Source organism: Bacteroides sp. D20, assembly GCF_003436255.1.
GTDB lineage: Bacteria > Bacteroidota > Bacteroidia > Bacteroidales > Bacteroidaceae > Bacteroides > Bacteroides uniformis.
This window is the reverse complement of sequence record NZ_QSOO01000015.1, coordinates 66,023-80,557: the sequence shown is the minus strand read 5'-3', so window position 1 is coordinate 80,557 and position 14,535 is coordinate 66,023. Positions and strand designations below refer to the sequence as shown.

At 51.5% G+C, this 14,535-nt stretch carries 8 protein-coding genes; 1 reads left to right on the top strand and 7 read right to left on the bottom strand.

The features are described from left to right. Window positions 1-94: 94 nt before the first annotated feature. Genes DXD78_RS15380 through DXD78_RS15365 form a run of 4 tightly spaced genes read right to left on the bottom strand, consistent with a single transcriptional unit; the run spans window position 95 to window position 6,259 of the window. Window positions 95-1,405: a hypothetical protein gene (locus DXD78_RS15380; protein WP_032577743.1), complete on the bottom strand. Its 1,311-nt coding sequence runs from the start codon at window positions 1,403-1,405 to the stop codon at window positions 95-97. 4 nt (window positions 1,406-1,409) lie between these two features. Further along, window positions 1,410-3,680 carry a hypothetical protein gene (locus DXD78_RS15375; RefSeq protein WP_101602756.1) on the bottom strand — a complete coding sequence of 757 codons (2,271 nt, stop codon included), beginning with the start codon at window positions 3,678-3,680 and terminating at the stop codon, window positions 1,410-1,412. Between the two features lie 3 nt (window positions 3,681-3,683). Beyond that, the gene (locus DXD78_RS15370) at window positions 3,684-5,372 is read right to left on the bottom strand and encodes a hypothetical protein (RefSeq protein WP_101602757.1); all 1,689 of its coding nucleotides are present in this window, start codon (window positions 5,370-5,372) and stop codon (window positions 3,684-3,686) included. Next, complete coding sequence (locus DXD78_RS15365) at window positions 5,369-6,259, bottom strand: hypothetical protein (RefSeq protein WP_101602758.1); 891 nt, start codon at window positions 6,257-6,259, stop codon at window positions 5,369-5,371. The genes DXD78_RS15370 and DXD78_RS15365 overlap by 4 nt, the downstream gene beginning before the upstream one ends. Window positions 6,260-6,379: 120 nt before the next feature. Here DXD78_RS15365 and DXD78_RS15360 point away from each other — a divergent pair, with 120 nt between their 5' ends. Next, window positions 6,380-8,122, top strand: a complete 1,743-nt coding sequence (locus DXD78_RS15360; protein ID WP_101602759.1) for a DUF262 domain-containing protein — start codon at window positions 6,380-6,382, stop codon at window positions 8,120-8,122. 207 nt (window positions 8,123-8,329) lie between these two features. Here DXD78_RS15360 and DXD78_RS15355 read toward each other — a convergent pair whose 3' ends face one another. The 3 genes from DXD78_RS15355 to DXD78_RS15345 are packed head-to-tail and all read right to left on the bottom strand — an operon-like array spanning window position 8,330 to window position 14,480. Continuing rightward, window positions 8,330-9,655 (bottom strand): hypothetical protein, encoded by a 1,326-nt coding sequence (locus tag DXD78_RS15355; protein ID WP_101602760.1) that lies wholly within the window; start codon window positions 9,653-9,655, stop codon window positions 8,330-8,332. Beyond that, window positions 9,646-10,623, bottom strand: a complete 978-nt coding sequence (locus DXD78_RS15350; protein WP_117652809.1) for a DUF6046 domain-containing protein — start codon at window positions 10,621-10,623, stop codon at window positions 9,646-9,648. Before DXD78_RS15350 ends, DXD78_RS15355 begins: the two co-directional genes overlap by 10 nt. A gap of 14 nt (window positions 10,624-10,637) precedes the next feature. Beyond that, window positions 10,638-14,480 carry a phage tail tape measure protein gene (locus DXD78_RS15345; protein WP_101602761.1) on the bottom strand — a complete coding sequence of 1,281 codons (3,843 nt, stop codon included), beginning with the start codon at window positions 14,478-14,480 and terminating at the stop codon, window positions 10,638-10,640. Between the last annotated feature and the right edge of the window lie 55 nt (window positions 14,481-14,535).

Sequence of the window (14,535 nt, the reverse complement as noted above, 5' to 3'; positions counted from 1 at the left end):
TGCCGCCAAATGGCAAGGCTCCCGTTTTGTCGCACGGATGGGATGAGACCGGTTCACACCGCTTGCCATCCGTAGAAGCCCCGTTCCTTCATTACTATTTCGACACTTCACACATCAGTACGCCCTTGCCTGTCACATCGGCTTTCGATACGGTGATGGATTTGCCCGTATAAGTCTTTATGACGGATGTTCCGGCCGAGTTCCACAGTTTCCATGTGTAGGTATAGGCAGTCCCGTCATCGTCCAGTACCTCACCGTTACGATACAGCACCGCTTTGGCATCGACATCATTCCCGTTATTTTTGATGGTGAACCCTTTCTGGCTGACAAGGTCCACCGTAATGGGGTCGGACATATCCGTGAAAGAAATGATATCGCATACAACCTTGTTGGCCGAGGCGTTGCCGGCCGATGTGTCCGTGTCCTTGATGGCACATTTGAAGGTCTCGAAATTCAGTACGGCATCCGCAGTAATGGTTATTTCGTTCGTAGTCCATCCTGCCGTCACGCCACGCGGATTGGTGGAAGTCAGACAGGACCATCCGGCACCGAGCATGGAATTGTAATACGGACAGGAAACCGAAGCCCCTGAATTGGCCGCCGCAGTGAGGGCCGATGTCAGCGTTATGACCTTGGTGGAGGTGTTCACCGCCGATATGGTGTACTGCACGGAATTTATTGTAATCTTTCCGCCGGCTTCCATGTTATTGGTGGAGGCCACCGTGACGGTGGTCGCACCGGCAGTAGCGGCGGCAGCCAGTGTGGTATTGGCAAAAACGGAGGAATCCTTGATTCCCCAGGCATAGGTGACATTGGTGGTATCGATGGTGGCGCCACGCCACAGGTCGCAATGCGCCTTGAGTGTGGGTACCTCGTCATTTTTGAAGACAACACCGTCGGGAGCATATGCCACGGCGGCTATCATCGCCCCGGCATTCAGATGCTGGGTAAACTGTATCTCGGAACGGAAAGGCACCTCCAGCCCGTTGGCATCGATATAAACCGCCTCGAAGGCATACCGTACCTGCGGCGTGGAAACGGTCATATGGTTGGCCTTGATGGTCAGGGCATACTTGGCGGACGCCGCACCGACAGTACAGCTGTCCTGGCCCGAAGTTATGGCCGAACCGTTCTTATACCACTTGGCGGAGCCGCTTTTAACACCGGCTGTCAGCGTAGCCGCATTACCGACAGATGAAATCTGGTCGGTGGCGGCCTTGCCGCTGACGAACAGCGAAGGAGTGAGCACCAAAAACGGCGATGCCGCCCATGAAGGTGCATAAACGCCCGTATCCTTGTTGAATACCTGGGTGAGCGGTTGCGAAGAACCGATGAACGCCTGTAAGGAGACAGCATCATTCTGGTCAATGATGGTTACCTGTCCGCGTGCTACTTTTATTGCCATATGCTTATTGTTCTGTTGTTGATATGTCCACTTCACAGTCAAAAACGGCCTTATGCCATACATCCCTGCCGGTTATCTCAATCTCCCTGCCATAATGCGGCAGGTCATTCCATATCCTGTCGCCATCGGTATCCCTGCTTGTCCGCAGCCAGCGGAAATTACCATCGGGAATGAGTGCGGTAATATCTTCACCGCCCCTGTACACTCTGGCCCGCAGAACCGTGGAAACAATGCCGTTACGGAATATCGTGCCATTTTTCGACTCCACATGAACAGTATAGGATGGCGCACCGTCATAAAGTTTGAAGAAAGTATGGGTGGCTCCAATATTTTCATTCCGGAATACAGCGGTGTAACGGAGGGTTAATACGTCACGCCCTTCCCAGCCGTGAAACGCCGGTGTCATTTCAAACACGGCGGCATTGCAGCCTGTTTCTTTCCATATTCCGTCCGATGCAAGATATTCCCATAAGCGGCTTTCCGGATTAAAGTTATATTCGGTGGGGACAAGAGGGATGCTTTCCGGCTCACATATGCCGGAGAACTCATCCGTGAAATGGAAGGCCGTACCGCCCGTCAGGGATACGGAACGGGGCTTGAGCTGTTCCTGTGCCTCCTCGTCAAAATCTTCCCAGCGGATGGTCACGTCCCGCAGTTCGATGGTGTCCTTGCTCCATTTGAAGCGCCCTGACGCGAAATGCCCCGTACCGTCGGGATTAATGACGAAAGAACCGTCACGCGAGGTTATCGAACCGTCCTCACCCAACCTGAGCAGCGGATTCTGGATAGTTCCGCCAATACCTCCTTTCGAGAACCATGCCCCGTAATCTTCCGTGTAAGACAACACGCCATCCGTCGCCTGGTAAGGTGTCGCCGTCTTGCCCGGCTCCAATTGCGGGGCGGACAGAAGGACCGGTACCGGGGTTGCGATACCCAGTGTCATTTCAGGAGCCCCGGATTCCCGGACTGGAAAGGATACCTTATGACGTGTCCATCCCCTGCCGGCATCCACAGCCTGTTCGCCGACAAGATGCTCGTCCTGATAAAAACGGACAACCGTTGTTTCTTCCGCCTTTATCCAGATGGAAAAACAATAATAGTTGCCGGCACGGGCTTTGCGCCAACCGGCATCCTGTAATGTAAGACGGCTGTCTGAAATGACACGTACACTCTTTCCGATACCGGCGGGAGTGGCAGTACTGACAACCATAGATCCGCTGAAAGCACAGGAAAGGCTGTCCGGAATGACATTTTTGTGAATTTTGCCCACATAGAAAGTTGAGGAAAAACCGTTTTCATCTCCGGCGGTCAATGTTCCGGCGATGTTGACATTCCGTGTTGCGTAGAGATTCTGAAAATAGGCCCCGTAACCGTCCAGTATGCCGAATACCGGATCGATGATGCCGCAGACCTTTCCCACACGGGCTTTGGCCGCATCGCCGAAAGCGGACACGGAAGAAAGCCGCAGGATATTCAGGTCCGCCAATTCACACCAGTCACCCTCTGCGGTCAGGCTTTCCGTCAGATCGAGAAACAGGCTCCGGCTATATTGCGCAGGATAGTCCACAGTGATAACCCACAATTTGTACTCCCATTCCTGCCCGGCGGACAATATATCCTCGGCATCTGATTTCTCCCGGTTGGTATAGCCGAATGAGAGGGGGACGGAGGACAAATCCCTGAAAGCCCTGATTTTGAAGGATACCAGCAGACGTTCCGGATGCCCGACCGACTCCTCCAGAGTCTGCATCAGTCCGAAAAGGGATTCTCCCGCCGGTTCCGCATTGCGGACTATCCGGACAATGCGTGTCGCCTCCGCATCGTTTTCCCTGTATCCGGATTGAAGTACATGGCCACATACGGCATACTTGGATTTGTCAGGCACCCCCGCCACCCCTCCGTTCATGACCGGATAGCAAAGGGAACGCTCCGTTGCCATGCCGTCGATGACATCCATATAGGGGGCTTCGCTGTCCGAAGCCGTCAGGTACAGTGCCCCGCTACGCGTCGTATCGAACAGGTTGGTACTCCGTACGAAGTCCAGAAGCTCCCCGCTCTGCGGTTCATCGCCGTCCAGCAAAGCCCCGATAAAATAAGGCGCCTCCTTGTCGCCGACAAGCTCCGTTCCGGTTTCCGTCACGCACATCAGGGAATAGACCACCCGTTCCCGCCCGGCATATTGTCTGCGGACGATATCCCCGACATGCAGCCCCTGTGTTTTCTGCGAGTCGGGGTCGATACGGACCTTGTATTTTGAATAACGGAATACGGACATGGGCTATGATATTTTTTCAACGGAATCTCCCGAGCAGCTGTCGCTGATCCAGAAAGAGCCGTTGGTCGCGGAAACCTTCTTTACCTCGAATTCGTAGGCGCGTAACTTGCGCCGGGCGACAACCTCGTCGAATGTGGCGATGACATTTCCCGTGGTACGGTTCTTCCGGATGGCCCAGCCGCTTCCGGCAAAGCCCGAAGAAAAGAATTCCGAAGAGACGGAGCCGAGAAAACAGCTGTCACCGTAATGCCTGATACCGCCGGAAACAGCCTGTAACCTCAACGACTCTGTCAAGTATAGGATTTTGTCTGCCAACCGGGTTGACGACGCGCAGATTCCGACATGCCCGGCAGCCTCCACCGGAACCCCGGAGGAGATGAAATCGGCATCGGTTTGGATATGGAAAGACTCACTGTAACGGTTTTGAGGGGCATGGGCACTTATGGACGGACGGTGTCCCAATACTGTGGTATGGGGGACGGTTGTCCGCACGCCTTCCTTTTCGTATACAACCATGGAGGTCAGTGAAAGGGTTTCCTTATCTCCGGTAATCAAAAATCCGCCAGCCATACCCATACGCAGCCGCTTGTGAATAATTATGCCTTCATCCGAGTTGTCCACCCGGTACGAAGACAGCAGATCGGCACCATAGTTGTGACGGACAGTGAGCGAACCCGGAAAGCAGGCCCTGCCGTAGGACGAGAGCATCAGACAGTCACCGTCCACATCCGAAATGCCGGACAGCAGGCGTATTCTGGTGGTATGCCCGCTACCCAGCAACAGATCGCTTCCGATACCGCCCAGTTGTATCTTGTCATTATCAGTCCTCTGGAGTACGGGCATACCACCAATACGAAGCCCGTAACCGTCCAGAAATGAAAGAAAGCCTCCGAGGGCGACTTCCTCACCGGAAAATGAAAGCAGGCACTTTCCCTTGTCACCCAGCCTTACCCCATACAAGGCATCCAGACCACCGCTCAGAGCCGTATTCCCGCAGACCACCAGATGACGCTGCACCGTTCCGTCCCGCATGGTCCAGTCCACTGCCGCCAGATTGGCGTTGCCCCGGTGGTATACGCCATGTCCCCCCACAGTCAGCCGTGACGGAGAAATGAACACTCCCGTTTCCCTGTTCCCGATAATCCATTCTCCGCCCGAGTGTATGGAGGCATCCTGAAAATCAATGCGGGAGGCATTGAGCGTCGCCGTGTTCCTGTCCGTATCGTAACCCAATAATTGTTGTCCGCCTATATGGAGGCTGCTGCCGCCTATTTTCAGACTGCCGGTAATTTTGACACCGTATTCAACGGCAGTCACCGCCCCATCCGCATCGGTAATGTCCTGCGAACAGATCTCCAGAATACGGTTATTGGCGACACCCGCCTCGAAACCGTAATTCGCACGGAGTGCCCCGGTCATGTCACCGCCCGACTTCTTGAGGTATTCCAGCAACAACCCTCCATCACCCGGGGCACCTTCACCGGCAACCGCCCCCGCAATGGCCGAAGCAAACCCGTAGGCCGTATTTTTTAACCTTATGCTGGTCTCGTCCCCTTCCTCGACACCGTAAGGATGGTCATCATCCTTTTTCTGCTGGGCATTGAAAAAGTTATGGTAGAGCTGCGAATAGATGGAATAACACAGGCTCTCCTTATCAAGGCTGTCTATGTCCGGATGCAGTTGTACGTTCATTTGGTATAGCTGGTTTTGGAGAGGAACCTTTGAATGCGCGAGGTCAAAGAAATGAAATTAGGGAAATTGACAGGTGACATTGTACCCATCAAGGTGGGGGTCATCACCTTGCTGCACTCGGTCAGGAAGTCGAGCATAAGCCCGGCAAGTTCATTGCCTAATACCAACGGTTCGGTGGCATTCTCGTCACCGAGCGCCACTTTGTTGTCGGCAACCGTTACGGTCGTGGAGTTCACCTTTTGAATTATCTTGTCCGTTGTCTGCCTGACCTCCGACTTGTCTACAATGTGGGTAATGCTCTCCGCCTCAATCCCCGTAGAGGCTTCCTTACCCTTTTTGTTCCTGACAGTGGCGGTAACGGTTGTCGGCGTATAATGTGTGAAAGCCATATTTCCCGTAGCCTCCAGCTCGTCGTAGTCCGGAGCAGAGTCACTCTCCGGATCCAGTTCCTCCATTTCCGTTACACCGACAACGGTTTCCTTACGGGCATTCAGCCGCAGGATATCCACATGTGAGAAGTTCACCACATAGGCGTACCGGGTGGCGGCATCCATAAAAATCGTTACATCGGAAAAAAGTGCAGGTACAATCAAAAAACCGCCCTCGCTGCTTGTTGCCGCTGAAAGCAATACGCCTTTGTGGATGACGGGTTCTGCAGAGGCTGTCTCGTCCGGGTACTCGCCGACATCAACGGTACCGCCATACTCGGAAAATTCCTCGTCCGACGGGTCATCATGTATTTTGGCGACATATCCATGTATCATACGGGCCGTGCCAATGCCCGACATACCTCCCGGAGCCAGACTGATGCGTTCCATGCTACGGCCGAGAGCTATTTTACGGATAGCCTCACGAATAAGCAACTGATTCGACTTATCTGAAGACATTGATCTTTTTATAGAAGAATAGGTAGTTGGAATATATTCAGGTTTTCATTTTTCCTCCTCGAAAATAAAACATAAAAATAGAATTTTCTATCTTTGCGAAAAACACTTAATTATGTAATTATGGCAGGTTTCCAATCACCAATAACAATAGCGCAGGCAATAGAACATATCCACCGGAATGAATACCTGTTACCGGCTTTTCAGAGAGATTTTGTATGGTCGGCAGAACAGATAGAAAAGTTGTTCGATTCTCTGATGAAAGGCTACCCGATCAGTTCCATGCTGTTTTGGAAGGTAAAAGGAGGAACAAAGACTGATTTCCGGTTTTATAAGTTTCTATCAGCTTTCATACAGTATCATCGGATATGCAACGATCCGATTCCTACAGACAATATCAACGATTTTTATGCGGTATTGGACGGACAACAGAGATTGACGTCATTGTATATCGGTCTGTGCGGCAGTTATGCGTACAAGGATTATAGGAAACGTTGGGATTATTCTGAATATAATTTCCCTACCCGGCATCTATATTTCAATATATCCCGTAAATACACACAGGAGGAAAGCGACAGGGAGTTTATCTTTTCCTTTGTTGACAAGAATATCTCCAAGGAAAATGATTTATTTATTGACAAGTCTAATGAAAAATGGTTCCGTGTAGGTAAGATTCTGGCTTTGCACCAGGATTACAATTATGGCATCGATGAATTTGCCGAGGACAATAACATAGACAAGGAATCCAAAAGACTGCTGAGACTGTTGGACAATGTCATCCACACCAAGCTCAATATAAATTTTTACGAGGAGGATGAACAGAAACCGGACAAAGCCGTGAATATTTTTATCCGGATCAATTCCGGGGGAACCGCATTAAGTTTTTCTGATATCCTGATGTCCATTGCCATTGCCAATTGCAAACAGATGGACGCGAAGACAGAAATCAATAATCTGGTCGAGCATGTACGTTCAAAAGGATTTAATATATCTCACGATTTCATATTAAAATCGTTCCTGTACCTGTATCATAAAGATGTGCGTTCCCTTATAACAAGTTTCAATCTGGGCTTTATTGAACTGGTGGAAAATAATTGGACGAGGATCAGGGATACCATTTCAAACCTGTTCGACTTGCTGAGATCTTTCGGACTGACGGATTTCACAATGACCTCATATAATGCCGCCATGCCCATACTATATTATCTTTATCACAAGGGCATATATCAGGATTTTTACAAAAAGATAGGAAATAGGGAGGATTGTGAAATCATAAAAAAATGGTTGTTCTCAATTCTGCTCCGCAGGGCATTCGGAGCAAGCGCGGATTCCGTGCTTGCACAGTCAAGAAGGGCATACACAACAGACATCACCGGCAGCTATATAAAAGAAACCGTGACCTTGTTCCCGGCAACGGAAATAAACTCGGAAATCAGGAAACTGTCGGATGTAGGTGACGATTTTATAGAAGACCTGCTTTACAGCCAGAAAGATTCACGATACAGTTTTCCAATATTGGCCATGCTGTATCCGGATCTTGATTACAGAAACAATAACTTCCATCAGGACCACCTGCACCCAGCCTCTGCATACAATGATCTGGAAGAGAAAGACAAGGAAAAATACGGCTGGCAGGTCTACAATTCCATCCTGAACCTGCAGATGCTCGATGCCAATGAGAACGAGTCTAAAAACGCCAAACCATTGGAGAAGTGGGTCAGTGAACAGACCCGGAACAAGGATATGCGGAAATTCATGGAGGACCATCTTATCCCGGATACGGATCTTTCATTGTCCAATTTTTCTGATTTTATAGAAAAACGAAAGGCTATGCTGGTTCAGAGAATCAGAAAGATGATTAACTGATTGATATCAAAGGTATTTGCGGATATTGTTCTTCTTGCCGGAAACACTCCGGTTACGAAAATATTTTTTAAGGCAGAAATTTGTTGGAGACAATGAATTTTGATTATGAATGAAAATAATGATGCTCCTTGGAGCGGAACGGAATGCAGTTTTACCCTTCCAGGAAATTTCCTGGAAGGGAAGGATGTACATTGGTGGACAATAGTGTTATTTGCGAATCCTGTACGGAATACTCAGCTGCTGCCTGTACCCTCCGATCCCGAACGTAGTCGTGACCTCCTCCACGAGATACACGCCGTTCTTGGACGGGTTACGGAAATCGATCAGTTCCACCTGTACGGCAGGAGACAGCCCGAAATCTCCGAATATGGTCACGTTGCCGGTGATTCCATTCAGGTTGTAATTCCGGAAGTATTCAGTTGTCTCTTCCACAAGCCGGTCTGAATTGATGCCTACGTGCGGTGACATATACGGTACGATGGTATAAGTGGACAAATCCACCTTTGTTTTGGTTTTTGCCCCCGAAGCCGTCGTGTTTCCGGTCACCTTATGTGTCTTTTTTGAAATTTGGGTGGCATTTACCGTTTGGAACTCCTTGCTGCCCGGTACTGCCGGATCATATTCCGGATTCATGCGTACCGTCACTTCAAAGAACTTCTCGTCCGTTCCAAGCGCCTTGCCCGTCACCGCCAGAAACTTCGGGTCGGTCTTGACCACTTTCAGGTTGCTTTGCGCCACATGTTCGTTAAAATATATCTTGAACGGCCCGGCCGGGCCGTCTTCCGGAAATACCGGCTGCGCCTTGCTGGACGAATAAGGACGTCCGACAGCAATGGAAGGCATGACGCCTTCGTCCTCAGCGTCGTATTTCAAAAAACAATAAATCTTATATTTCGACCATTCGGAAAGAATGTCCGCCACCGTAAAGTTATCCGTCACCTTGATCTTGCCGATATGGATATCAAACCGTTTTGTATCGGAATGTATCTTGAAACCGGTATCTTTCAAGATGTTGTATTTCCCATCCAGCACATCATTCACGGTTGTCCCCTTTGCCGGAGTTTCGAAATGGGGCGCCTGTTTCAATTTAAGTTTGTAGGCCATATTCTCACATTGTATTTCCAATGTACTGTCCGAGTTGTAGCCGGTAATGTAACCGTCAAACATATTTTTCAATACACCGTTATACCCCAGCTTGATATTGATGCGTTGCCCAACTTTAAAAGTCGTCTCATCAACCAGGTGTTGTGTGCTGCGCTTTTCGATAATCACACCATCCTGCATGACCTCTGTCGTTATCCGGGACACGTCTTTCCCTTCCAGTGTCATATTGCCTATAATCGTCGAACGGCATACGGTACCTTTCGGGAACGTGACTTTGGCCGTCCCGATCAGCTTCTTGTAGCTCTCGTTAATCTCAAGCGTATGAACCTCCGTTATCTCCACTCCGCTGCGAATCTTCATCGGATTGGACGGATCGGCATCTCCAATGGTAATACGACAGCAGAGAACATCCATTGCGGCTACACCCATAGGCGTGTCAGTTTAAGCAATGAGGCGGGATCGACGATCTCCGTACCGAATTTGACATATTTGATCCATTTGTTCGTGTGCCTGATAGCCGTATCTGCCTTTTCCTGCCCGGCCAGTTTGAGCTCCACCGCTTCGGACGGCTCAACGGCGACACAATTGAGTGAATATGGCTGCACGTTCCTGCAGTCCGTCGGATGAAGCGTATACCCCTGTATAATCAGCTGTGAGATATTGAACTGGCGCAATACCGTATTGTCACAATCGACAACCCCCTTGTATTGTACCAGTTTAATAAATTTGGAAACTTCCGCTTCCGGATACACATCCGGATATTTGGATGTGATTTTACCGTTGATGGTGATCTCAAGGTCACCGCCGGATATATATTCCTTACGGGTATAATCACGCCCCTGCACTTGTGTCAACAGGATATTGTTCCGGCTGCCGATTTGTATCTGTGGTCCCAGGTCCACGAATGTAACCAGGCCGTATTGGCTGTTGGGCAGCACCTTGCACTCACTGTTGTCGTAATATTTGCCCTCTTTGGATATGGAGAGTTCCAGAAAATCCGCTACCGTCCGTCCGACAATGGAATCGGTATGGCTTTTCTTCTGTGCCACGGCCTGCTGCTCGCTGATAAGACGGTAGTACTGTCCGGTCTTGTTGGCCAGGCTGGATTGTGATTGTGTCTGAAGGTATTTATCCCGTACCTGTTGTTCCCAATATTTAAGGTATCTGGGATATGAACGCAACAATCCGTAGGCCGTTTGTGAGGTTATTTGTACCGCTGCCCGTTTGAGCAGGTCATGATGTTTGGAGAAATAATGCACCTGCCCGTCCTGCAATTCGGCCAGCCCCATGCCCATGGCAAGACGGGCTGAGTTGCTGATATAGCTGCCAATCGAACCGTTTCCAAGTATCCCCCCGCTTAACAAGGTCGAGGATGCAATTTGTATCAGTCTTCCCATTTTTTATAGTTTTTTTATGCGTTCCATGATGCGTCAAAGTCGTGGACAACATCAATAAGCGCCTGTGCCAGTTGTTCCTTCAGGTTCTGTATCTCTTCCGTCTGTCCCTCCTTTGATTTCATCAGGTCGATAGTCCTTACACTCAGCAGGCTGTCGATGTTTACGATAACTTGTTTGGGGGCTGCGGATGACAGTTTGCCCGTGCCCGAGTAGTTTCCGCCGGCACCTCCGTCATCCAGGTGTGAATTGGTGATCGGATTCGTGTCGAACGGACGGGTATCGTTGGAGTCCGGTTCGTTGCTGTACTGTCCGGGTGTAAATCCTGCTGTACGAAGGATATTCTCGGCCGCCTCCGCTGACCCGCCAAACGTTTGCCGGAGTGATGAAAAGAATTTGACAAGGACATTGTGTGCCAGTTTACGGTTGGCAATATTGTCTATACGCTGCTCGTCCGTGGCATCCTGTCCCAATGTCCGCTGTTTCCACCGGCCTTTCTCATCCTGTTCGAACCCCCAGCTCCTGAGCCTGTTAAAATCGAAACCGCCCTTACGCATAAACTCCTGCGCGTCTGCGGCGCTCGAGATGGCGTTACGGTAGGCTGTTGCGGCCCGTATAATCTCCGGTACGGTCTGCGTGTTCATGTACCGGGCGTAATCGTATGTCCGGGCGGCCACCGCTTCCGGCTTGTCACCAATATCATCCACATAGACGATTTTACCGTCCCTTACGTTCCATAGTGACTTGTCCAGATCCTTGTCCTGCTGGCCGAAACGTTCCTGTACCGTTTTAAGGAAGGCGTCGACGTCCAGTGCCGTACCCATCTTGCCGAATTCGGCGTAGGCAGCGTCAATACGTGTCTGGCTGTCCCGCTTGGCGAGGGTCACAAGCGCCTCCCTTATGTCGTCCTGACGTGCCTTGTCCATATTGTATATATGCTCGCGCGACACCATGCCTTCTGAGGAGGCAATGGCAAACTCTCCCAGAAATCCCGTCCACCAGTTGGATGTGAACGCACCTATCTTACGTCCCGAAGCCTCTTCGATGCTCTTCCCCGCCACAACCTCGTCCACGGCACGTTTTGTCTTGAGCGCCATATTGTAGGTCTCACTCAAAGAGGAATGGAGGGCCTCTATGGACGGATAACGGTACTTGCGGTTCGAGGCGATTTCTTCCAGTACGGCATCCTTCGCCTCCTTTATCTTCCAGGTCTTATATGCCACCCATCCCAGAGCACCGGCCAATGCAGCGATTCCCGCCGTGGCAGCCACCGCTCCCGTGCCCATGGCACTCAGGGAGGCGGCTGCGCCTGTCAGGCTGCCACCTGTGGCCACCTGTGTTGCGAACAGCGACTGCAGCACACCCTTCGCCCCGACAACACCGCCTCCGGACATCAAGGTACGCGTCATAGCTCCCCGTCCTGCCACGCCTGCGGACTGCATGGCCGAGACAATGGCCCTCTTTTGTCCGAAAGACATCTTGCCGGGACTCCCCATATCCAACAATCCCTGTACAGATCCGACGGCCGCCGTCGCCGCCGATTGTCTGCCGATAAAGCCCATGGCGATACCGATATTGGTCAGGGCACCGGCCACCTTGAACAGCCGGACAGCCACCGCTCCCGTAAAAGCAAGCGGTTCTATCCAATGAAAGTTGCGTGCCACCCAAGCCCCGATATTACCTATGACGGTAAATATGTCCAACAGGGCGTTCCCGACAGAAAGCAGTCCGCGGGTAAATTCCGGAGCCTTGAATTTATCCAGAAAGGAACGCAGAACGGCACGTACCGAGGGTTCCATCACCTCGAACGCGCGCATGAACCCCTCGCTCAGCTGGGAGGTAACCTGCGCCCACAATCCCTTAGTGGTATCCTGCTTTACAAGTGCCAGTTCCGCCGATATTCCCTGGGAACCTCTATTATGGGAGCTGAGTGCACGCAGCTGGTCGTAATTACGGACAAACATCATAGCTGCATTCCCCCCGATTTTTCCAAAAATCGCCTGCATGTCCGCCATTGAGGCGCCTTTCCTGTTCAGCTCCTCGAAGATGTCCGCTATGGGGCGCAACTTCTCCACCCGTACCCCCTCCACGTCACGCTTTTCCGTGAATTTGACGCCCAGGCGGTCCAAAACCTCCCGGGCCTCTTTCGTAGGCTTGGCAAAACGGGTGGACATGGCCCGCAGCGAGGTACCCGCCAGTGTTCCTTTCAACCCCATATTGCCCAGCAGGCCTATGGCGGCACTGGCTTCCGTGAACTCCACACCGGCCATACGCAGGTAACCGGCAGCCATTTTATAGGATTCCGCTATTTCGACGATATTGACATTCGAGCGGGAGATGGTCGACGCAATAATGTCCGCCACACTATCCATACTGTCGTTATGGATATCATAGCCAGCCATGATGTTCGTGGCCAGGTCGGCAATATAGGACACGTCATTGTCCCCGATGAGCGCCAGGTTCGTGACCGGCCGGATGGATTTGTGGATTGTCTCGATATCCATGCCGGCCATGGAAAGGAACTTGACGGCGCCGGCGATCTCCACAGCAGTATATTTCGTATCGATTCCTATCTTGCGGACATGGCGGGCCATGTTGTCGAAGCGGGTCTCAAAAGATCCCAGATCCATGTCGGCCACGCGCAGGATGGATCTGGCCGACTTCATGATATTGGCATATTCGACAGCGTCGGACAGTTCCGAACGTACCAGGCTGTAGCCCATGTAGGCGTTCAGCATGGAAGCGAAAGGCAGATTCCTCAGCGAGGGTGCCTTCGAATATTGGATACGGTTGATGGCCGCACGTCGCTTGCTACGGTAAAGTGTCCCGGCAGCGGTATGTTCCCGTTGCATCAGCCGTACGGACTGCATAGCGTTACGCTGTTCCTGTTTTCTTGCCGCCTGTTCCGCCTTGCGCTGTTCCGTCTCGGCTTTCCGGCGTGCCTGTTCTGTCTGCCGGCGTAACTTTTCCGCTTCGCGGGCGGCATCCTTACGTTCCCGTTCCCTGGTACGGGCTTCGTCGGTACGCCGTTTCTCCTCTGCGGAGGCCCGGGCCGATTCCTCCTTGCGACGCTGGTCGGCAGCAAAAACATCCTCGGCATGTGCAAGTTTCTGGCGATGCAGCTGTTGCCGGGCATAAAGACGCTCCATCAGTTTCTGCTGTGCCTTTTCCGGCATGACGAATGTTCCCGGGGCATAAGGAACGGGAACGGAAGGAAACAAGCTCCCCACGGACATTCCACCCTGCATGCCCAGGCCCGGGCGGGATTCCCCCTTGATACGTTCCAGCAGGGAAAGCACACGTTGCAGCCGGTTTTCCGCCGTATCGGTCCTGATTTGCAGCTCCCTGCCGCGCTCCACGGAAACCAGGGCGGAATTGATTTTGCCGATGGCCTTGGTTATGCGCTTCTGGGCGTCGACCATCGTACCTACTGAAGAGGCCGCATTTTTCTCAATTTCGGCCTTGCGAATCTCCGCAGCTTTCTTCTCGTAAAGATTTTTAGCGGCGGTTTTGATTTTCCTGCTGTCGAGCACCTGTCCCGCATTAATGGTCAGGCTGATGCCTTTGGAAAGGGCCGCAATGTCCGTAAGCAGGTTTTTGACACGTTCCAGCTTCTCCTCACTGCTCCTCGTGTCAATGGTCAACCGATAGTCAAAACTACGCTTCTTCCCATTTTTGGTACGGAAGACACGGTCAACTTCGTTCATCATTGTCTTGATGTTGTTTACCGCAGGGGACAGCGAGGCTTTCGCCTGCACCAGCTTGCCCACAGCCTCACCGAAAGCTATGACCTGTTTAGTGCCTTGCGAGGCGTCGACGTTGATGGTATAATTGACCTGATAGTTTTGTTCCTGAGCCATGATTGAAGGGAATGTCGCATTAAAAGAGTAGTGTCACCGGAAAGGACGGGGTTTA

What these genes read in the sequence shown, in the direction of transcription:
- DXD78_RS15380 (WP_032577743.1), bottom strand. Translation starts at nt 1,405, where the DNA reads ATGGCAATAAAAGTAGCACGCGGACAGGTAACCATCATTGACCAGAAT.
- DXD78_RS15375 (WP_101602756.1), bottom strand. Translation starts at nt 3,680, where the DNA reads ATGTCCGTATTCCGTTATTCAAAATACAAGGTCCGTATCGACCCCGAC.
- DXD78_RS15370 (WP_101602757.1), bottom strand. Translation starts at nt 5,372, where the DNA reads ATGAACGTACAACTGCATCCGGACATAGACAGCCTTGATAAGGAGAGC.
- DXD78_RS15365 (WP_101602758.1), bottom strand. Translation starts at nt 6,259, where the DNA reads ATGTCTTCAGATAAGTCGAATCAGTTGCTTATTCGTGAGGCTATCCGT.
- DXD78_RS15360 (WP_101602759.1), top strand. Translation starts at nt 6,380, where the DNA reads ATGGCAGGTTTCCAATCACCAATAACAATAGCGCAGGCAATAGAACAT.
- DXD78_RS15355 (WP_101602760.1), bottom strand. Translation starts at nt 9,655, where the DNA reads ATGGGTGTAGCCGCAATGGATGTTCTCTGCTGTCGTATTACCATTGGA.
- DXD78_RS15350 (WP_117652809.1), bottom strand. Translation starts at nt 10,623, where the DNA reads ATGGGAAGACTGATACAAATTGCATCCTCGACCTTGTTAAGCGGGGGG.
- DXD78_RS15345 (WP_101602761.1), bottom strand. Translation starts at nt 14,480, where the DNA reads ATGGCTCAGGAACAAAACTATCAGGTCAATTATACCATCAACGTCGAC.